This window comes from Streptomyces sp. NPDC006872 (assembly GCF_040635845.1).
Classification (GTDB): Bacteria; Actinomycetota; Actinomycetes; order Streptomycetales; family Streptomycetaceae; genus Streptomyces.
This window is the reverse complement of record NZ_JBEYIL010000001.1, coordinates 303,499-321,598: the sequence shown is the minus strand read 5'-3', so window position 1 is coordinate 321,598 and position 18,100 is coordinate 303,499. Positions and strand designations below refer to the sequence as shown.

Genomic DNA, 18,100 nt, shown 5'->3' with positions numbered 1-18,100 from the left:
GGCCCTAGACCGCCTCTTCGGCCCGGTGCAGCAGGAGTCGGCGTTCCCGTTCGTTGTGGGCCAGCGAGGCCGCTCGGGTGAACTCCGCCTTCGCCTCCGTCGTCCGGCCGAGGCGCAGCAGCAGGTCGCCGCGGACGCTCGGCAGCAAGTGGTAGTCGCGCAGGGCGGGTTCGCCGGCGAGGGCGTCGACGACGGCGAGGGCCGGGGCCGGACCCTCCGTCATCGAGATCGCCACCGCGCGGTTCAACTCCACGACAGGGGACGGGGCTCGGGCGGCGAGGAGTCCGTACAGGGTCGCGATCGTCGGCCAGTCGGTCTCCTCGTAGGTGTACGCGTGCGCGTGGCAGGCGGCGATGGCCGCCTGGAGGGCGTACGGGCCGGGGGCGCCGGTGGCCACCGCGTCCGCGCGGCCGAGGGCGGTGATGCCGCGGGCGATGAGCAGACGGTTCCAGCGGCGGCGGTTCTGGTCCTTGAGGAGGACGGGTTCGCCGTCCGGGCCGGTGCGGGCGGCCGAGCGGGACGCCTGGAACTCCAGCAGGGAGGCCAGGGCGTGCACTTCGGGTTCCTTCGGCATCAGCCCGGCCAGGAGGCGCGCCAGGCGCAGGGCGTCCTCGCAGAGGCTCGGGCGCAGCCAGTCGTCGCCCGCCGTCGCCGCGTAACCCTCGTTGAAGATGAGGTAGATGACGTCGAGAACGGAGCCGAGCCGGGCCTCGCGGTCGGGGCCGTAGGGCACCTCGAAGGCCACGTTCCCGGTGGCCAGGGTGCGTTTGGCGCGGACGATGCGCTGGGCGATCGTCGGCTCGGGGGTGAGGAAGGCGCGGGCGATCTCGGCGGTGGTCAGGCCGCCGAGGAGGCGGAGGGTCAGGGCGGTGCGGGCCTCGGCGGACAGCACCGGGTGGCAGGCGGTGAAGACGAGCCGGAGGAGGTCGTCGTCGATGTCGTCGGGGTCGGCGGGCTCGTCCGGCGGGGGCGTGTCCGACAGGTCCCGGCCGATCTCGGCGAGCTTGCGGGCGTAGTTCTCCCGGCGCCGGATCAGGTCGACGGCGCGGTGCCGGGCGGTGGCCGTCAGCCAGGCGCCCGGGTTGTCGGGCACGCCGTCCCGCGGCCACTGCTCCAGCGCGGCGACCAGCGCGTCCTGCGCGAGCTCCTCGGCGATGCCGACGTCGCGGACTGTCCGGGCGACGGCGGCGATGACGCGGGGGGACTCGATACGGAAGACGGTCTCGACGACGGTACGGGGATCGGTGGCGGTACGGGGGTCCGAGGCAGGCTGTCGTTCCACAGCCCACCATCGAACACCCGGAGCGCGTGCAGACCAAGAACGGCTCGGCCGGAAGACCCGGCCGGAAGGCTCAGCCCTCGGCGATCTCCCGCACCTCGCAGGTCACCGTCCAGAACTCCTCGTGGACCTTCAGGAAGCGCTTCGTCCACTCGATGGCCTCGGCCATGTCCTTGCACTGCATGAGCGCATAGCCGCCGACGACCTCCTTGGACTCGGTGAAGGGTCCGTCGGTGACGGAGATCTTCCCGCCCTCCCAGTGCACACGGGTGCCCTGCGCGGACGGGGTGAGCCCGGCGGTGTCGAGCATGACGCCGGCCTTGGTGACCTCCTCGATCAGCTCGCCCATCCGCTGCATCAGCTCAGGGCTGGGGCCCTCCGCGGGGGCGTTGGCCTCGTCGATCTTCACGAGCGACAGGTAGCGGGGCATGGTGACTCCTCGGGTCCGGCGAGCCGGGTCCTTCCCGGCCTCTCACCCCTGCGTCGAACGGGAGGCGGCCGGATCGACACCCTCGCCGGAAATTTCTGAGGAGATTTCCGAGGAGACTTCTGAGGAGACCGCCGAGGAAAGTTTTCCGGTCTGCGTTTCCGCAGGTGAGCGGCGTTTTCGGTGCAGGACGCCCGCCGCCGCCGCGCCCGCCGCGAGCAGCGCCGCCGACACCCAGTAGGCGGCCGCGTACCCCTCGACGAGCCCCTGCCGGCCGCCCCCGCCGTCGTATGCCCCCGCCACCGTGACCAGCACGCCCAGCCCCACCGCCCCGCCCACCTGCCGGGAGCTGTTGAGCAGGCCGGACGCCATGCCCGTCTCCTCGGGCGCGACTCCCTCGGTGGCCGCCGTGCCCAGTGGGACGAAGCACATGCCGATGCCGACGCTCGCGACCGCCTGCGGCAGCAGCACGGAGAGCAGGAAACCGCCGTCCACCGTCACCGTCGCCGCGAACAGCGCGATGCCGACGGCGCCGATCAGCCCGCCGGCCAGGAGCAGCGCCCCGGAGCCGACCCGGGCGACGGCACGGGTCGCGATCACGGTCCCGGCCACGATGCCCGCGCAGAACGGCAGGAACGCGGCCCCGGCGGCCGTCGGGCCGTAGCCGAGTACCTGCTGGAGGTAGAGCGAGGTGAAGTAGAACGCGGCGAACTGGCCCGCCGACATCAGCAGCGCGAAGACGTTCGCCGCCAGCACCGGGCCCCGGCTCAGCAGCCCGAGCCGCAGCAGCGGCTGCCGCACCCGGGTCTCGGTCACCACGAACGCGGCCAGCAGCGCGACCGCCGCGCCCAGCAGGCCCGCCGACCGCCAGGCCGTCCAGCCGTACGTCTGCGTACGCACCAGGCCGAGCACGAGCAGCGCGGTGCCCGCGGTGACGAGGAGGGCGCCGACGACGTCCAGGCGGGGGGCCGGGGCACGGCGGTCGGGGTCGGCCGGGACCGCGAGGCGCGCCAGGGCCAGCGCCGCCGCCACGACCGGCACGTTGACCAGCATGACCGAGCGCCAGCCCGCCCAGTCGGTGAGCAGGCCGCCGGCCAGCACGCCGACCGCGCCGCCCGCCGCGCCCGCGGCTCCCCACAGGCCCAGGGCGCGTGAACGAGCCGCTCCCGCCGGGTTGCCGAGGGTGATCAGGACCAGGGCCACGGGTGCGAGCGCGGCGGCCCCGACGCCCTGCACGGCCCGGGCGGCGATCAGCTGACCCGGCGTCTGGGCGAGTCCGCCGGCCAGGCTCGCGAGGCCGAACACGGCGAAGCCGGCCAGCAGGATCCGGCGTCGGCCCACGACGTCGGCGAGCCGTCCGCAGAGCATGAGCAGTCCGCCGAAGGTCAGGGCGTAGGCGTTGACCACCCAGGCCAGTGAGTCGGGCGCGAAGCCGAGGCCCCGGCCGATGTCCGGCAGGGCCACGTTGACCACGGACACGTCGAGAGAGACGAGGAACTGCACGGTGAGCAGCACCGGCAGTAACCAACGGGAGGTGTGCGACGAGGAGTGCGACGGGGAGTGCGTCAAAGCGCGCGTCGGAGAGTCGGCCATGCCAGGCAGATTAATATACGCGTACAGAAACTAGCTATACGCGTACGGAAATCAGCAGGGGACAATGCCGGGGTGACAGCGGAGAAACGGGCGGCGGGCCGGCCCCGGCGCATCGAGAAACAGCAGATCGTGGACGTCGCGCGACGCATCCTTCAGGAGGAGGGGGTCCAGGCGCTCTCCATGCGCCGGGTCGCCAAGGAGGTCGGCGCCACGCCGATGGCGCTCTACCACCACGTACGCGACAAGGACGAGCTGCTGATGCTCACGCTGGCGGGCCTGGCCGCCTCCATCCCGCGCCCGGAGCTGCCCGCGGACCCGCGTGAGCGCGTCCTGGTCACCGCCCTGCACATCTTCACGGGGCTGAGCGGCTTCCCCTGGGCCGTCGACGTCCTCGGCCTCGGCGAACTGACCGACAAGGGCGCGCTGTGGATGCCGGAGGAGATCATCGCCTCGTGCATCGCCTGCGGGCAGACCCACGAGGAGGCCGTGCACACGTACCGCACGCTCTGGTACTTCCTGTACGGCGCACTGCGCTTCACCACCGCCGAGGCCCGCCGCGCGGCCGACCCCGACCGCAGGCCGTTCTTCCCGAACCTGCTCACACCGGCGGACGCGGACGAACTCCCCCACCTCACGTCCCTGTCGGCCGACTGGCAGGAGCTGACGCGGGGCTACGACATCGCCGTACAGCTGCGGGCGATGATCGACGGGCTGCTGCCGCCCGCTACCTGAGCGACTTCCACAGCTCGCTCGCCTCCGGTTCCTGCGCCACCACCCGGTTGGGGTCGGACGGGGCCGTCACCACCGGCATGGTGACCGTCTCGACCTGGTCGGCCGTCAGGCCCTTGAGGCTCTCGCCGAGTTCCATCAGTTCGGTGAGGGAGTTCAGGCCGGTGTCGGTGGTCAGACTGCCGGTGATCGCGTCGGCGACCTCGTAGAGCTTGGTCGGGCTGGTCAGCAGGTTCGTGGAGGCGATCTGCTCCAGCAGGGCCTTCACCAGCTTCTGCTGGAGGCCTATCCGGCCGAGGTCGCTGCCGTCGCCTATGCCGTGCCGGGTGCGGGCCAGGGCGAGGGCCTGGGTGCCGTCGAGGTGATGGGTGCCGGCCGCGAGCGTCAGATGGCTGTCCTCGTCGTCGATGTCCTGGTCGGTGGTGACGGTGACCCCGCCGAGCGCGTCCACGAGCTTCGCGAAGCCCGAGAAGTCGACCTCGATGTAGTGGTCCATACGGACGTTCGTGATCGACTCGACCGTCTTGACGGCGCACGCCGGACCGCCCACCGAGTAGGCGGTGTTGAACATGACGCCGTACGCCACCGCCGTCGAGCCGCCGTCGGCCAGTGGGCAGGAGGGGCGGGTGACGAGGGTGTCGCGCGGGATGCTGACGACCGTGGCCGTCGTGCGGCCGGCGTCGATGTGCACGACCATCGCCGTGTCGGAGCGGGCGCCCTCGCTGTCGCCGCCGCCGAGTTCCTGGTTCTCCGTGCCGCTGCGCGAGTCCGAGCCCAGGACGAGGATGTTCACGGCCTCCGTCGGCAGCGCGGCCGCGGAGGCCGAGCCGGACGGCGTCGGGGTGGTGACCGCCTTCACGGGACGGCTGTCGCCGAGCGCCTGGTCGATGTCGACGCTTCGGATGTTGTCGTTGAGGTGCCAGTAGACCCAGCCCGCCGACCCGATGCCCAGCACCAGGACGGCGGCCAGGGTGACGCCGGCGGCCTTCAGCACTCTCGACCGCCGGCCCGCTCTTCTGCCGTCTTCGCCGCGCTCCTCGTGTCCCATCACGGGGAGGAACGTAAATCCGAATTATGAGCGGACTGTTAGGACGGCGAAGACAAGGCAGATTTCTTGTGAAAATCTCACGATCCTCAGCCCGGCATCAGACGGGACCAGCCCGGATCAGCCCGGATCAGCCCAGTGTCACCGTCGGCACGGGATTGCTGCCGCTCCAGTTCGCGTTGAAGCCGAAGCTCACCGAACCGCCGTCCGGGACCGTCCCGTTGTACGAGGCGTTCACGCACGACACGGCCGCCCCCGACTGGGTGCAGGTCGCGTTCCAGGCCTGGGTGATCTGCTGCCCGGCGCCGTACGTCCAGGTCACCCTCCAGGACGACAGCGAGGCTCCCGAGCAGGAGATCGTCACGTTCCCGGTGAACCCGGTGTTCCACTGACTGCCCACGCTGTAGACGGCCGTGCACGCTCCGGTGGGCGGGGGCGTGGTCGTGCCGCCGAGCGCCTCCGCGATGCCGTAGTACGCGGGTTTCGGCGCGTAGTTCGCGTCGTACGGGGTCGCCGCGCCCTGCCCCGGGAAGGTGCTCTCCACCCAGGAGTCGGAGTCGGTGAAGCCCCAGACGGTCAGGTTCACACAGCGCGCGACCGCCACGCAGGCGGCGGTGACCGCCTTGTAGTCGGCCTTCTGCTGGGCGAGCTTGGCACTGTCGGAGGGCAGCGTCATCCGGATGTCCAGCTCGGTGATCGCCACGTCGAGACCGAGATCGGCGAAGCGCTGGATGTTCTGCTGGAAGGTGGCGGGGACCTGACCGAGGATCAGATGCGCCTGGAGCCCGACGCCGTCGATCGGGACACCCCGCTCCTTCAGCGACTTGACCAGGTTGTACAGGGCGGTGCTCTTCGCGTTGACGCCCTCGACGTTGTAGTCGTTGATGTAGAGCTTGGCGGCCGGGTCGGCGGCCCGCGCCCAGGTCAGCGCATTGGCGATGTAGTCGACGCCGAGGCCGTTGTACCAGAGGGTCGAACGGTAGGTGCCGTCCTCGTTGAAGGGCTCGTTGACGACGTCCCAGGCGGCGATCTGCCCCTTGTAGCGGCCGACCTCGGTGTTGATGTGGTTCTGCAGCAGGCTGCTGAGCTGGGCGGACGTCCAGCTGCCGTTCGTCAGCCAGCTCGGGTTCTGGCTGTGCCAGACCAGGGTGTGGCCGCGCACCTGCTGGTTGTGGGCCTGCGCGAAGGCCACGATCTGGTCGGCCTCCGCCCAGTTGAACGTGCCTTGGGTCGGCTCGACCGAGCCCCACTTCATGGCGTTGCCGGGGGTCAGCGAGCCGAACTGCGCCCCGGCGATGTCGCCGTAGGTCCCGGTGAGCTTGGAGCCGGTCACCGCCGTGCCGACGACCTTGCCCTTGGCCGCGCCGAGGTCGCGCAGCGGGGTGTCGGCGGCGTGCGCGGCGGGGGCCGTGAGCAGGAGCGCGAGGCCGGACACGAGCGACGCCAGGGACAGGCCTGTTCTCAGAGATCTCGTGCGGGTGGATCTCATTGCGGGTGCCTCCGAAAGTTTCGGTCGTGCAACCGATTGGCTTCGGAGGAGTGTGGAGGCGGCCCCCACACTCGTCAATACGTCAGCTTCCGGCCACCGGCGGCGCCCCCGTGCTCGCCCGCACCACCAGGCTGGTCGCCAGTTCCACCCTGGTGGCCGTCGGCGCCTCCCGCGACGTCGACCGCCCCAGCTCCAGCACCAGCCGGGCCGCCGCCTCCGCCATCTCGGTGAGCGGCTGGCGCACGGAGGTCAGCGGCGGGCCCACCCAGCGGGCCACCGGCAGGTCGTCGAAGCCGACCACGCTCACGTCCTCCGGGATGCGCAGTCCCAGCTCACGGGCGGCCTCGTAGCAGCCGAGCGCCTGGAGGTCGTTGCCGGCGAAGACGGCGGTGGGCCGGTCGGGCCGGTCGAGGAGCTCGCGGCCGAGCCGGTAGCCGGTCTCGTGGTGGAAGTCGCCGGTCTTGATCAGCCCCTGCTCGACCGGCAGCCCGGCCGTCTCCAGCGCGGCGCGGTAGCCGTCCATCCGGGCGCGGCTGCACATCATCTGCGGCGGCCCGCTGATCGCCCCGATCCGCCGGTGCCCCAGCTCGACCAGGTGCCGGGTCGCGGCGAGGCCGCCCTGCCAGTTGGTCGCCCCGATGGACGGCACGTCGGCGCCCGGGTCGCCGGCCGGGTCCATCACCACGAACGGGATGGAACGGCTGGTCAGCAGCGCCCGCTGGGACTCGTCGAGCCCGGACAGCACCAGGACGACACCGTGCGGGCGGCGGGCGGCGACCTGGTCGGCCCAGGTCCGCCCCGGGGTGAGCCGACCCGCGCTCTCGCTCAGCACCACGCTCAGCCCGGCGTCCCGCGCCACGTTCTCCACACCCCGGATGACCTCCATCGCCCAGGCGCTGTCCAGCTCGTGGAAGACCAGGTCGATCAGCGGGGAGCGGGTCGCCTCGGCGCGCCGGCGCCGGTAGCCGTGGGCGCGCAGCAGTTCCTCGACGCGGGTGCGGGTCGCGGGGGCGACGTCGGCGCGGCCGTTGAGGACCTTCGAAACAGTCGGTGCCGAGACGCCGGCCTCGCGGGCGATCTCCGCAAGGGTCGCGGTCTGCGTCTGCCGCGCTTCTGTCCGCGTTTCTGTGGGCTCCGAGGGTGTCATGGCGGCGATCGTATCGTCACGCGACCTCTTGACGAACCCAGTACGACGCCATAGGTTCCCGGAACATTCGAAGTACAGCTCGAAACATTCGCACCCAACGACCTGTCCCTCTGGTGGCTCACCGACCTCTGACAGGAGTTTCATGACCACCGCCCCCTGGCGTGACCCCGCCCTGCCCGCCACCGCCCGCGTCGACGACCTCCTCCCCCGGATGACCCTGGAGGAGAAGACCGCCCAGCTGTACGGCGTGTGGGTCGGCGCCGCGACGGACGGCGACGGAGTCGCCCCGCACCAGCACGACATGACCGCCGACTACGACTGGAACGAGCTGATCACCCGGGGGCTCGGCCAGCTGACCCGGTCCTTCGGCACCGCCCCCGTGGACCCGGCGCTCGGCGCGCGCGCCCTGGCCCTCGCCCAGCAGCGGATCGTCGCGGCGGGCCGCTTCGGCATCCCGGCGGTCGCCCATGAGGAGTGCCTGGCCGGCTTCACCGCCTGGCGGGCCACCGCGTACCCGGTCCCGCTGGCCTGGGGCGCCGCCTTCGACCCGCCGCTGGTGGAGGAGGTGGGCCGGGCGATCGGCCGCGACCTGCGCGCGGTCGGCGTCCACCAGGGCCTGGCCCCCGTCCTGGACGTCGTCCGCGACCCGCGCTGGGGACGGGTCGAGGAGACGATCGGCGAGGACCCGTACCTGGTCGGCACGGTCGGCACCGCCTACGTGCGCGGCCTCGAGTCGGCCGGGGTCGTCGCCACGCTCAAGCACTTCGCCGGGTACGCCTCCTCGGCGGGCGCCCGCAACCTGGCCCCGGTGCGCGCGGGCACCCGGGAGTTCGCGGACGTGACGCTGCCGCCGTTCGAGATGGCGCTGCGCGACGGCGGCGCGCGCTCGGTGATGGCCGCCTACACCGAACGCGACGGCGTCCCGGCCTCCGCCGACCCCGAGCTGCTGACCCGCCTCCTGCGCGAGGAGTGGGGCTTCACGGGGACGGTCGTCGCCGACTACTTCGGCATCGGCTTCCTGCAGACCCTGCACCGGGTCGCCGGCACCGCCGCGGAGACGGCCCACGTCGCCCTGGCCGCCGGCATCGATGTCGAGCTGCCCACGGTGAAGTACTACGGCGAGGCGCTCGTGGCGGCCGTGCGGGCGGGCGAGGTCGCCGAGGAACTGGTCGACCGGGCCGCCCGGCGCGTCCTGCTCCAGAAGTGCGAGCTGGGCCTGCTGGACGAGGACTGGCGGCCGCCGAGCCCCGAGTCGGTCGAGTCGATCGACCTCGACCCGGCGGCCAACCGCGTCCTGGCCCGGCGGCTGGCGGAGGAGTCGGTGGTCCTGCTGGACAACCCCGACGGCCTGCTCCCGCTCGCCCCCGACACCCGGGTCGCCGTGGTCGGGCCGCGGGCGGCGGACGCGCTGGCGATGCTCGGCTGCTACTCCTTCCCCTCGCACGTCCTGCCCCATCACCCCGGCGTGGAGACGGGCATCGACATCCCGACCCTGCTGGAGTCCCTGCGGGCCGAACTCCCGGACGCCAAGGTGACGTTCACGGAGGGCTGCGACGTCTTGGACCCGGACCCGTCCGGCTTCCCGGAGGCCGTCGCGCGCACCGCGGAGGCCGACGTCTGCGTGGCCGTCCTCGGCGACCGGGCGGGCCTGTTCGGCCGGGGCACCTCGGGCGAGGGCTGCGATGTGACCGACCTGAACCTGCCGGGCGTCCAGGGCGAGCTGCTGGACGCGCTGGTGGCGACGGGCGTCCCGGTCGTCCTCGTCCTGCTCACCGGCCGCCCGTACGCGCTCGGCCGCTGGCACGGGCGGCTGGGGGCGGTCGTCCAGGCGTTCTTCCCGGGCGAGGAGGGCGGTCCGGCGGTCGCGGGAGTGCTGTCGGGCCGCGTCAACCCGTCCGGCCGTCTCCCGGTGAGCGTGCCGCGCGTGCCGGGCGGCCAGCCCTGGACCTACCTCCAGCCGCCCCTGGGCCTGGCCGGCGAGGTCAGCAACCTGGACCCGACCCCGCTGTACCCCTTCGGCCATGGACGCTCCTACACGCAGTTCGCGTGGGAGGACTTCACCGGCGGCCCGGCCACGGCAGACGGCCCGGCCACGGCAGACGGCCCCGCGACGGTGGACGGCCCCGCGACGGAGATCGGCACGGACGGCGCCCACGACCTGTCCGTCACCGTCCGCAACACCGGGGACCGGGCGGGCGCGGAGGTCGTGCAGCTGTACCTGCACGACCCGGTCGCCTCGGTGACCCGCCCCGACGTCCGGCTGATCGGCTACCGGCGGCTGGAGCTGGCCGCGGGCGAGTCGGCGCGGGTGACCCTCCGCTTCCATGCCGACCTGTCCGCGTTCACCGACCGCGAGGGCCGGCGGATCGTCGAACCCGGCGCGCTGGAACTGCGGCTGGGCACCTCCAGCGCCCAGGTGCGGGAGGTGGCCCGGGTACGGCTGACGGGGCCGGTACGCGAGGTGGGGGCGGGGCGTCGGCTGCTGTGCGAGACGGAGGTCCTGCGTAACTGAGGTGCGGCCGGGGGGTGTCCGCATGGCACAATCCGCCGACACTCCAGGCACATGACGGGACCGCCATGGACACCCCCATATCCGCATCCGAGGACACGGCCGCGGCCGAGGACGGCCGTGGCCGTGAGTGGCTGCTCGGCATCGCCATGCCGGTGCTGGCCTGGCTGCCGAGGGCGGTCACCGCATCGGTTCTGATCCTCGCGCTGTACCTCTGGGGTCTGCACTGGCCCGCGGCCGCGGCGCTGTTCCTGCTCGCCGTCGGGATCTCCAGGAGCGTCCTGGAGACCCACGACCCGCTGCCCGGCCGGGCCGTCCGCCCCGAGGACGAACCGGAGCTGGCCGAGCTGGTCCGGGACGTCGCCGAGCGGCTCGGGTTCCGCGAGCCGCTCCTCGTACGGATCGTGCCGGTCGTCCAGGCGTCCCTGGGCCGCACCCGGGTGAGCGGAGTGCGCACCCACGTGCTCCTCCTCGGCCTGCCGCTGCTGCGCCGGCTGACCGAGGCCCAGCTGGCGTCCGTGATCGCGCACGAGCTGGCGCACGAGAAGCACCTGGGCGAGCGGCGGCACCGTCTGCTGCGGTTCGGCCACGCCGTGCTCGCGGAGCGGCTGGAGGGCCGCTTCCGCCCCCTCGCCCCGCTGGCCGCTCCGCTGTTGCGCGCCGGCCGGCCCCGGCTGTGGGCCCAGGAGACGGCCGCCGACGCCGACGCGGCGCGGATCGCGGGCACCGAGGCCACCGCCGAGGCGCTGCGCCGGGCCGGGCTGCTGCACGCCGTGTTCGAGGCGTTCAGCGAGCGCTGGGTGGCGGCGCTGGCCGAGGAGGACTCCTGGCCCGTGGACCTCTACGACGCCTTCGGCACCGCCGTGAGCGACCCGTACGTCGCCCGCCGGGCCGCCCGCGCCGCGGCCGAGGAGGACGCCGTGGACCCGTACGCCGCCGCCGACCACCCGCCCCTGGACCGACGGGTGACCGCGCTGCCGGCCCACTCCGGGACCCCGTACGGCGACGCTCCCCTCGCCCTGCGGACCGGGGCGGCCGTCACGGCGTGGTGCGACCGGCAGCTCGCGGGGCTGGACTGGCAACCGGAGCCGGAGCCGGGCGACGAGCTGGACCGGGTGCGCATCCTCGACCTGCCCGCCGACCGGCTCCGCGAGCTCGGCTTCGACGCCCGCCTCGCCCTCCTCCACGCGACCGACCGGGACAGCTCGACCGAGGCGGTGGCGCAGGCCCTGGACGCCCTCGCCGACGGCAGCTGGCCGAGGCTGGCCCGCCGTCTGGAACCCGCCCTGCGGTGGGCCCCCGCCGCCGTCCGCCCGGCGTTCGCCCGCAGCGTCCTGGCCGGCGCCCTGAGCACGCCGTTCGCGGAGGTGCTGTGCACGACGGGCTGGACGTACACCAGCCGCTGGCTCGGCTCGGTCGTCACCGCGCCGGACGGCGAGCGGGTCGTCGATCTGCACGAACTGATCGGCGAGGCCCTGATCAGCGGGGACCCGGCGCCGGTGCTCGCCCTGTGGACGTCCGCCGAACCGAAGGAGTGGGCCGTATGAGACGCCCCGGACCCGCCCTGCGCGTGGGCCTGCTGGGCGTGGCCGTCACCCTCACCGGCTACGCCCTCTTCGCCGGCTGGCTCGGCCTGCACGCCCAGCGCTACGCCGACGCCCGCGACCGGGCCACGCAACGGATCGTGGGAGTCGTCGTCGAGGACGGCATCGGCGACGAGGACGACATCCGGGTGCGCTGGACGGACGCCGAGGACCGCACCCACCTGCAGCGCTTCCCCGTCTACGACACCGACCGCTACCGCAGGGGCAGCTCGTTCCCCGTGGCCTACGCCCCCGGCTCCGCCGAGGCCTTTCCGACCGACCCGGACGAGACGGCCGCCGAGGACGACCTGATCGTCCCGATCGTCCTGGGCTCGGCGGCAGCCCTGCTGATCCTCGGGGTCTGGGTCTGGCGGGGCCTGCGCTTCCGCCTCACGGCCCGTCGCCCGGGCCGCCCGATGACGGCGCGCGTCCGTTACGGCCGACGGCGGACGGCGGGGCCGCGCGCCCCGAGGACGACCTGGCTGGAACTGACGGCGCCGGACGGCACGCGGCGCCTGCAACGGGTCATGTGGCACCCGACCCTGGACGAGACTCCCGCCGACTCCCCGGTGACCGTGCACGGCTCGCCCCGCCGACCCGCCGTCGTCGCCCTCCCCGACGGCACCCGGCTGGTCCCCCTGGGCCGACTGCGCAACGGCCCGGCGACCGGCGTCGTCCTCGACGACGAGGCCCTGCGCGCCGACCTGCGGGACGCCTTCGTGCTCCCCGCCGACACCGTCGTACGCCCCGCCTCCGCCCTTTGGCGGCGCGGCGCCCTGACCGCCGCGACCGGCACCGCCCTCGGCGTCGTCGCGGGCTTCGTCCTGACCGGCGGGAGCCTGGTCCCGGCGGTGGCCGTCGCCCTGTGCGCGGCGGCGCTGCTCACCTCGACGTGGGCACTGTCGGCTCCGCAGCCCTAGGACGTCCCCGCCACCGGCCCCCGCTGCCCGGTCCCCGCTACCCGGCCACCGCCTCGAACCGCCACCGGTGCACCGCCCGGGTCACCAACTCCCCGTCCGGCTCCGGAAGTTCGGGCAGGACGGCGTCGTACGCGGCGTCCCACCAGGTGATGACCAGCACCCGGTCCTGCGGGGCCCGGAAGGTCTCCCGGCGCAGGGGCCGCTCGGCGAGCTCCTGCGCCCGCGCCCACGCCAGCAGCTCCGCGCCCCGCCCGGCGACCGCGCGGGCCTCCCACATCAGCGCGACGGTCATGAGTACAGGTTGTCCTTGGCGACCTCGTGCACATGATCGTGATCGTGGGCGTGGGTGTCGTGGGTGCGGCCCGGGACATGCGGGTCCGTCACCGGGAGCGACGAGTCCGCCGACAGGTCCCAGCTCGACGCGGCCCGCCCCCGGGCCACCATCTCCGCGCCCAGGGCGGCCACCATCGCACCGTTGTCCGTGCACAGCTTGGGGCGCGGCACCCGCAGCCGGATGCCGGCCGCCTCGCAGCGCTCCTGGGCCAGCACCCGCAGCCGGGAGTTGGCGGCCACACCGCCGCCGATCATCAGATGGTCGACGCCTTCGTCCTTGCAGGCCCGGACGGCCTTGCGGGTCAGGACGTCCACGACCGCCTCCTGGAAGGAGGCCGCCACGTCCCGGACCGGCACCTCCTCGCCCGCCGCCCGCTTCGCCTCGATCCAGCGGGCGACCGACGTCTTCAGACCGGAGAAGGAGAAGTCGTACGCCGGGTCGCGCGGGCCGGTGAGGCCGCGCGGGAACGCGATCGCCTTCGGGTCGCCCTCGCGCGCGTAGCGGTCGATGACCGGGCCGCCCGGGAAGCCCAGGTTCAGCACCCGGGCGATCTTGTCGAAGGCCTCGCCCGCCGCGTCGTCGATGGTCGCGCCCATCGGACGGACGTCGGAGGTGATGTCGGTGGACAGCAGGAGGGACGAGTGCCCGCCCGACACCAGCAGGGCCATCGTGGGCTCCGGCAGAGCGCCGTGCTCCAGCTGGTCCACGCAGATGTGCGAGGCGAGGTGGTTGACGCCGTAGAGGGGCTTGCCCAGGGCGTAGGCGTAGGCCTTCGCCGCCGAGACGCCGACCAGGAGGGCGCCGGCCAGGCCCGGACCGGCCGTGACCGCGATGCCGTCGAGGTCTCTCGCGCTCACCCCCGCTTCCCTCAGCGCCCGGTCGATGGTCGGGACCATGGCCTCCAGGTGGGCCCGGGAGGCCACCTCCGGCACGACCCCGCCGAAGCGGGCGTGCTCGTCGACGCTGGAGGCGATCGCGTCCGCCAGCAGGGTCGTGCCGCGCACGACGCCCACGCCGGTCTCGTCGCAGGAGGTCTCGATCCCCAGAACCAGGGGTTCGTCAGCCATTGTTCTCGGTTTCCTGTGTCCCTTGTACCGGGGTCGGTACCTGTCTCGATGGGTCGGTGAGGCGCATGACCAGGGCGTCCACGTTCCCCGGCTGGTAGTAGCCGCGCCGGAAGCCGATGGCCTCGAAGCCGAAGCGCTCGTAGAGCTTCTGGGCGCGGACGTTGTCGATCCGGCACTCCAGCATGACCTCGGCGCACTCGAAGGCGGTCGCCGCGCGCAGCAGCTCCGTCAGCAGGCGTCCGCCGAGTCCGGTGCCCCAGTGGCCGCGGGCGACGGCGATGGTCTGGACGTCGGCGAGGTCACCGGCGGCGGCCAGGCCCGCGTACCCGACGATCCGGTCGTCCTCGGCCGTGTCGACGGCGATCAGATACCGCCGGGTCGCCGCGGGGCCTCGGGCATGGGCCAGGTCGGACCAGAACATGCCCCGCGACCAGGCGTCCTCGGGGAAGAGGTCCTTCTCCAGCTCCAGCACGGGCTCGATGTGCCACCAGCGCATCTCGCGCAGTACGGGGTTGACGGGTTCGGTCACTTGGGGGTGACCACCTTGTAGTTCTTGGGCACCTGGGCGTCCGGCCGGCGCAGATACAGCGGCCGCGGGGCAGGCAGCTCCTCGCCCGCGGCCAGCTGCTCCGCGGCCAGACTCGCGAGCGCCGCCGCGGAGACGTGCTCGGGCTCGTGCGCGTTCGGGAACGTGTCCGGGTAGAGCAGCGCGCCCGCGCCGACGGCCGGCAGCCCGGCCACCTCCTCGGCGATGTCGGCGGGCCGGTCGACGGCCGGGCCCGAGAGACGGGTCCGGGAGTCGGCGTAGCGCGCCCAGTAGACCTCCTTGCGGCGGGCGTCGGTCGCCACGACGAAGGGTCCTTCGAGGTCGGACGCGTATGCGAGGCCGTCGAGCGTGCACAGCCCGTGCACGGGGACGCCCAGTGCGAGCCCGAAGGTGTCGGCGGTCATCAGCCCCACTCTCAGCCCCGTGTACGGGCCGGGTCCGACGCCGACGACGATCCCGGTGACGGCGTCGAGCCGGAGCCCGGCCCCGGCGAGCAGCCGGTCGACGGCGGGCAGCAGCAGCTCACCGTGCCGGCGCGCGTCCACCTGACTCGAGGAGGCGATGACGCCGTCGCCGTCGTGCAGCGCGACGGTGATGGCGGGGGTGGCGGTATCCAGAGCGAGCAAGAGCACGCAAACAGCCTACGGCTCCCGTGCCTCGGACACGGCCGTCCCGGTCGGAGGCGCGAACACTGCTAACGTCGCCGCGAAACGTGATCAACAGGACGGATGGGATGGTTCGCCGATGCCGAGCAACAGCGCGACTTTCGTGGCCGGGCTGACCGCGGCAGCCCTGACGACGGTCGGGTTCCTCGCCTTCCACGCGTCGGCGAACGCGCCCGCCGGCCCCGCCGAGCCGCTGCGCAGCGGCGCCCCCGCGAAGGCGGCGAGCGCGCACCGGGACAAGGAGCGCTCCGCGGCGCTGCCGGACGACTCCGGCGTGGGCGAGCGGGTCGTGTACGCGCTGAGCGGCGACCGGGTGTGGCTCGTCGGCTCGAACGACGAGGTCAAGCGCACGTTCAAGGTCGCCCCCGGCAGTGTGGACCCGCTCCCGGGGAGTTACGACGTGTCCTCGCGCTCGGGCGCCGTCACCGGCACCGACGGCACCCCCATCGAGCACGTCGTGCGCTTCACCACCGTGGACGGCGTGACGATCGGCTTCAGCGCGGCGCTGGACGGCTCGCTGCCGGAGGCCGACCCGACGGTGAAGACGGGCGGCATCCGGGAGACCGTCGCGGACGGCAACGCGATGTGGGACTTCGCGACGATCGGACAGCGGATCATCGTGATCCGCTGAGCCTGCTCACGCCGCCTCGGGGTGCCTGACCGGTTCTTCCGCGAGCCCGGGGTCGGGAAGTCTCGGCGGTGTCGAGACCGCGTCCGCGGCCGCGCACGAGGCCAGCAGGTCGCGCATGGACAGACCGGCGAGCGTGAACGGCCGCGACGGCTGGGCCTGAGACGGGGGCTGGGGCTGGGGCTCTGTGGCCGGCATGGACGCCTCCTGAGGTTCGGGGGCGGGCGTACTTAGGTAGACCTAAGTACGAACTTGATACCATGTGACCACGCACCCGACACCAAGCGCAACATTTTGCCGACAGGTTGTCGGAACATTCACGAAGTCGGATCACGCCGGAACAGCGGCGGCCTCAGGCCGACAGCACAGCGGCAGCCTCAGGCCGACAGCACGCTGAGGTCCGCCGCGGCCCACCGCTCACCGAGCCCGGTCACCGTCACATGCCGCACCTCGTCCGTCGTGTCGCCGACGGCCCGGTGGATACGGACCTGGAGCCGCTCCTCGGTCAGCTCCTCGACCTTGCCCTCGCCCCACTCCACGACGATCACCGAGTCGGTCAGCGACACATCGAGGTCGAGGTCCTCCATCTCGTCGAGCCCGCCGCCCAGGCGGTACGCGTCGACGTGGACGAGCGGCGGGCCGTCCCCGAGGGAGGGGTGCACACGGGCGATCACGAACGTGGGCGAGGTGACCGCGCCCCGGACCCCGAGGCCCTCGCCGAGCCCCCGGGTGAGCGTCGTCTTGCCCGCGCCGAGCTCCCCGCTGAGCATCACGAGATCGCCTGCGCGAAGCAGCTTGGCCAGGCGACGGCCCAGCTCCCGCATCTGATCGGGGGAGGTGACGGTGATCTCGACGTCAGCCGGGTTGCGCGCTGCTGCTGGTGCTTCCATAGCCATTCACGGTAGCCCCTGCGGGCACGGCGCCCGCGCGGGTGAGCAGGTCGGCGAGGCGGTCGGTGACCACTTCCGGGTGCTCCAGCATCACGAGGTGCCCGGCGTCGGGGACGAGGACCAGTTCCGCGTCCGGCAGCAGGTCGGCGATCGCCTCGCTGTGCTCGCTCGGCGTGACCAGGTCCCCGATCCCGGCCAGCACCAGTACCGGCAGGTCCGTGAAACCGGCGAGCGCCTCGGTCTTGTCGTGGTCGGTGAAGGCCGGGTAGAACTCGGCGACCACGTCGATCGGCGTGCTCTCGATCATCCGCTCGGCGAACCGCGCCACGGCCGGATCCACGTCCCGGGACGCGAACGAGTACCGCTTGATGATCCCGGCGAAGAGATCGGCGGTGGCCCGTCGCCCCTTCTCCACCAGGGCCGCCTGCTGTCCGAGCGCCTTCAGCACCCCGGGCAGCACCCGCCGCACCGCGTTCACGCCCGCGACCGGCAGCCCGAAGTTGACCTCGCCCAGCCGCCCGGACGAGGTGCCGACGAAGGCGGTGGCGACGACCCGCTCGCTGATCAGCTCCGGATACAGCGCGGCCAGCGCCATCACCGTCATCCCGCCCATGGAGTGCCCGACCAGCACGATCGGGCCCTCCGGCGCGGCCGCGTCGACGACGGCCTTCAGATCGCGGCCCAGCTGGTCGATGCTGACCGGCACGCCGTCCTGCACCTGGGCGACGCCGCGCCCGGAGCGGCCGTGGCTGCGCTGGTCCCAGTACACGGCCCGCACGACGCCCCGCAGGGCCGCCCGCTGGAAGTGCCAGGAGTCCTGGTTGAGGCAGTAGCCGTGGCTGAAGACCACGGTGACGGGCAGCGGGGCCTTGCGCCCGAACAGCCGACGGCGCCGCCCCGGCGACCCGCCCTGCGGCTCGACGTCGTCGACCTCGTAGTACAGCTCGGTGCCGTCGTCGGCGTACGCCTTGCCCGGGGTGCCGCGCAGCCCGCCGTAGGGGCCGGCCGAGTCGAGGGCGAGCCGGGCCTTGGCCCGCATGCCGCGCCCCACGGTCATCCGCTCCAGGGCGACGCCGGCCGCGGCGCCCGCGGCGATCACGCCTATCGCGGCGCCGGCGATGCCGGTCGCCCGGCGCCAGCCCCCGCCCGCCCCCGTGGCGGAGACGGCGGCGACCGCCGAAGCGGCGCTCGCCACTGCCTCCGCACCGCTGTCGCTCACGAACCGCTCCTCTCCGGCCGACGCCACGT

General features: G+C 73.2%; 18 protein-coding genes. 5 read left to right on the top strand and 13 right to left on the bottom strand.

What is annotated here, in order from left to right; all coding sequences use genetic code 11:
• Nucleotides 1-4: 4 nt before the first annotated feature.
• The 3 genes from ABZ725_RS01580 to ABZ725_RS01570 all read right to left on the bottom strand — a co-directional run bounded on the left by ABZ725_RS01580 (nucleotide 5) and on the right by ABZ725_RS01570 (nucleotide 3,299).
• Nucleotides 5-1,282, bottom strand: a complete 1,278-nt coding sequence (locus ABZ725_RS01580; RefSeq protein WP_358800819.1) for a sigma-70 family RNA polymerase sigma factor — start codon at nucleotides 1,280-1,282, stop codon at nucleotides 5-7.
• 70 nt (nucleotides 1,283-1,352) lie between these two features.
• The gene (locus ABZ725_RS01575; RefSeq protein ID WP_358800818.1) at nucleotides 1,353-1,709 is read right to left on the bottom strand and encodes a YciI family protein; all 357 of its coding nucleotides are present in this window, start codon (nucleotides 1,707-1,709) and stop codon (nucleotides 1,353-1,355) included.
• Between the two features lie 42 nt (nucleotides 1,710-1,751).
• Nucleotides 1,752-3,299 (bottom strand): MFS transporter, encoded by a 1,548-nt coding sequence (locus tag ABZ725_RS01570; protein WP_358800817.1) that lies wholly within the window; start codon nucleotides 3,297-3,299, stop codon nucleotides 1,752-1,754.
• 72 nt (nucleotides 3,300-3,371) lie between these two features.
• On the opposite strand from ABZ725_RS01570, the gene ABZ725_RS01565 reads away from it, so the two are divergent.
• Nucleotides 3,372-4,031, top strand: a complete 660-nt coding sequence (locus ABZ725_RS01565) for a helix-turn-helix domain-containing protein (RefSeq protein WP_358800816.1) — start codon at nucleotides 3,372-3,374, stop codon at nucleotides 4,029-4,031.
• Here the strand turns inward: ABZ725_RS01565 and ABZ725_RS01560 are convergent.
• The 3 genes from ABZ725_RS01560 to ABZ725_RS01550 form a co-directional block, all read right to left on the bottom strand.
• Nucleotides 4,024-5,076, bottom strand: coding sequence for an LCP family protein (locus tag ABZ725_RS01560; protein ID WP_358801348.1), 1,053 nt, complete (start codon nucleotides 5,074-5,076; stop codon nucleotides 4,024-4,026). The two genes, ABZ725_RS01565 and ABZ725_RS01560, sit on opposite strands and share 8 nt — an antisense overlap.
• A 127-nt stretch (nucleotides 5,077-5,203) precedes the next feature.
• Nucleotides 5,204-6,562, bottom strand: a complete 1,359-nt coding sequence (locus tag ABZ725_RS01555; RefSeq protein WP_358800815.1) for an endo-1,4-beta-xylanase — start codon at nucleotides 6,560-6,562, stop codon at nucleotides 5,204-5,206.
• Nucleotides 6,563-6,644: 82 nt separating this feature from the next.
• Nucleotides 6,645-7,709: a LacI family DNA-binding transcriptional regulator gene (locus ABZ725_RS01550; RefSeq protein WP_351903689.1), complete on the bottom strand. Its 1,065-nt coding sequence runs from the start codon at nucleotides 7,707-7,709 to the stop codon at nucleotides 6,645-6,647.
• 142 nt (nucleotides 7,710-7,851) lie between these two features.
• Here ABZ725_RS01550 and ABZ725_RS01545 point away from each other — a divergent pair, with 142 nt between their 5' ends.
• The 3 genes from ABZ725_RS01545 (at nucleotide 7,852) to ABZ725_RS01535 (ending at nucleotide 12,721) form a co-directional block, all read left to right on the top strand.
• The gene (locus ABZ725_RS01545) at nucleotides 7,852-10,221 is read left to right on the top strand and encodes a glycoside hydrolase family 3 N-terminal domain-containing protein (RefSeq protein WP_358800814.1); all 2,370 of its coding nucleotides are present in this window, start codon (nucleotides 7,852-7,854) and stop codon (nucleotides 10,219-10,221) included.
• Nucleotides 10,222-10,286: 65 nt separating this feature from the next.
• Nucleotides 10,287-11,765, top strand: a complete 1,479-nt coding sequence (locus ABZ725_RS01540; protein ID WP_358800813.1) for a M48 family metalloprotease — start codon at nucleotides 10,287-10,289, stop codon at nucleotides 11,763-11,765.
• The gene (locus ABZ725_RS01535) at nucleotides 11,762-12,721 is read left to right on the top strand and encodes a hypothetical protein (RefSeq protein ID WP_358800812.1); all 960 of its coding nucleotides are present in this window, start codon (nucleotides 11,762-11,764) and stop codon (nucleotides 12,719-12,721) included. Before ABZ725_RS01540 ends, ABZ725_RS01535 begins: the two co-directional genes overlap by 4 nt.
• Before the next feature lie 37 nt (nucleotides 12,722-12,758).
• On the opposite strand, the gene ABZ725_RS01530 is transcribed toward ABZ725_RS01535, so the two are convergent.
• From ABZ725_RS01530 to tsaB, 4 genes are read right to left on the bottom strand one after another with little or no spacing between them, the layout of a single operon-like run.
• Nucleotides 12,759-13,013 (bottom strand): hypothetical protein, encoded by a 255-nt coding sequence (locus ABZ725_RS01530; protein ID WP_358800811.1) that lies wholly within the window; start codon nucleotides 13,011-13,013, stop codon nucleotides 12,759-12,761.
• Nucleotides 13,010-14,122 carry a tRNA (adenosine(37)-N6)-threonylcarbamoyltransferase complex transferase subunit TsaD gene (gene tsaD, locus ABZ725_RS01525; protein ID WP_358800810.1) on the bottom strand — a complete coding sequence of 371 codons (1,113 nt, stop codon included), beginning with the start codon at nucleotides 14,120-14,122 and terminating at the stop codon, nucleotides 13,010-13,012. The genes ABZ725_RS01530 and tsaD overlap by 4 nt, the downstream gene beginning before the upstream one ends.
• Nucleotides 14,115-14,651 (bottom strand): ribosomal protein S18-alanine N-acetyltransferase, encoded by a 537-nt coding sequence (gene rimI / locus ABZ725_RS01520; RefSeq protein WP_358800809.1) that lies wholly within the window; start codon nucleotides 14,649-14,651, stop codon nucleotides 14,115-14,117. Before rimI ends, tsaD begins: the two co-directional genes overlap by 8 nt.
• Nucleotides 14,648-15,301, bottom strand: a complete 654-nt coding sequence (gene tsaB, locus ABZ725_RS01515; RefSeq protein WP_358800808.1) for a tRNA (adenosine(37)-N6)-threonylcarbamoyltransferase complex dimerization subunit type 1 TsaB — start codon at nucleotides 15,299-15,301, stop codon at nucleotides 14,648-14,650. Before tsaB ends, rimI begins: the two co-directional genes overlap by 4 nt.
• Before the next feature lie 112 nt (nucleotides 15,302-15,413).
• Between tsaB and ABZ725_RS01510 the strand changes: the two genes are divergently transcribed.
• Nucleotides 15,414-15,965, top strand: a complete 552-nt coding sequence (locus ABZ725_RS01510) for a hypothetical protein (protein WP_358800807.1) — start codon at nucleotides 15,414-15,416, stop codon at nucleotides 15,963-15,965.
• A gap of 6 nt (nucleotides 15,966-15,971) precedes the next feature.
• Here the strand turns inward: ABZ725_RS01510 and ABZ725_RS01505 are convergent, their stop codons facing one another.
• The 3 genes from ABZ725_RS01505 to ABZ725_RS01495 all read right to left on the bottom strand — a co-directional run bounded on the left by ABZ725_RS01505 (nucleotide 15,972) and on the right by ABZ725_RS01495 (nucleotide 18,071).
• The gene (locus ABZ725_RS01505; protein WP_358800806.1) at nucleotides 15,972-16,160 is read right to left on the bottom strand and encodes a hypothetical protein; all 189 of its coding nucleotides are present in this window, start codon (nucleotides 16,158-16,160) and stop codon (nucleotides 15,972-15,974) included.
• A 179-nt stretch (nucleotides 16,161-16,339) separates the two neighbouring features.
• Nucleotides 16,340-16,852 (bottom strand): tRNA (adenosine(37)-N6)-threonylcarbamoyltransferase complex ATPase subunit type 1 TsaE, encoded by a 513-nt coding sequence (gene tsaE, locus ABZ725_RS01500; protein WP_358800805.1) that lies wholly within the window; start codon nucleotides 16,850-16,852, stop codon nucleotides 16,340-16,342.
• The gene (locus ABZ725_RS01495) at nucleotides 16,818-18,071 is read right to left on the bottom strand and encodes an alpha/beta hydrolase (RefSeq protein ID WP_358800804.1); all 1,254 of its coding nucleotides are present in this window, start codon (nucleotides 18,069-18,071) and stop codon (nucleotides 16,818-16,820) included. The genes tsaE and ABZ725_RS01495 overlap by 35 nt, the downstream gene beginning before the upstream one ends.
• Nucleotides 18,072-18,100: the final 29 nt, after the last annotated feature.

Excerpts from the sequence above, each read along its gene's own strand:
- ABZ725_RS01510 (WP_358800807.1), top strand. The coding sequence starts at position 15,414 with ATGCCGAGCAACAGCGCGACTTTCGTGGCCGGGCTGACCGCGGCAGCC.
- ABZ725_RS01530 (WP_358800811.1), bottom strand. The coding sequence starts at position 13,013 with ATGACCGTCGCGCTGATGTGGGAGGCCCGCGCGGTCGCCGGGCGGGGC.
- ABZ725_RS01560 (WP_358801348.1), bottom strand. The coding sequence starts at position 5,076 with ATGGGACACGAGGAGCGCGGCGAAGACGGCAGAAGAGCGGGCCGGCGG.
- ABZ725_RS01505 (WP_358800806.1), bottom strand. The coding sequence starts at position 16,160 with ATGCCGGCCACAGAGCCCCAGCCCCAGCCCCCGTCTCAGGCCCAGCCG.
- tsaD (WP_358800810.1), bottom strand. The coding sequence starts at position 14,122 with ATGGCTGACGAACCCCTGGTTCTGGGGATCGAGACCTCCTGCGACGAG.
- ABZ725_RS01555 (WP_358800815.1), bottom strand. The coding sequence starts at position 6,562 with ATGAGATCCACCCGCACGAGATCTCTGAGAACAGGCCTGTCCCTGGCG.
- ABZ725_RS01540 (WP_358800813.1), top strand. The coding sequence starts at position 10,287 with ATGGACACCCCCATATCCGCATCCGAGGACACGGCCGCGGCCGAGGAC.
- ABZ725_RS01535 (WP_358800812.1), top strand. The coding sequence starts at position 11,762 with ATGAGACGCCCCGGACCCGCCCTGCGCGTGGGCCTGCTGGGCGTGGCC.
- ABZ725_RS01570 (WP_358800817.1), bottom strand. The coding sequence starts at position 3,299 with ATGGCCGACTCTCCGACGCGCGCTTTGACGCACTCCCCGTCGCACTCC.
- tsaE (WP_358800805.1), bottom strand. The coding sequence starts at position 16,852 with ATGGAAGCACCAGCAGCAGCGCGCAACCCGGCTGACGTCGAGATCACC.
- ABZ725_RS01575 (WP_358800818.1), bottom strand. The coding sequence starts at position 1,709 with ATGCCCCGCTACCTGTCGCTCGTGAAGATCGACGAGGCCAACGCCCCC.
- ABZ725_RS01550 (WP_351903689.1), bottom strand. The coding sequence starts at position 7,709 with ATGACACCCTCGGAGCCCACAGAAACGCGGACAGAAGCGCGGCAGACG.
- ABZ725_RS01545 (WP_358800814.1), top strand. The coding sequence starts at position 7,852 with ATGACCACCGCCCCCTGGCGTGACCCCGCCCTGCCCGCCACCGCCCGC.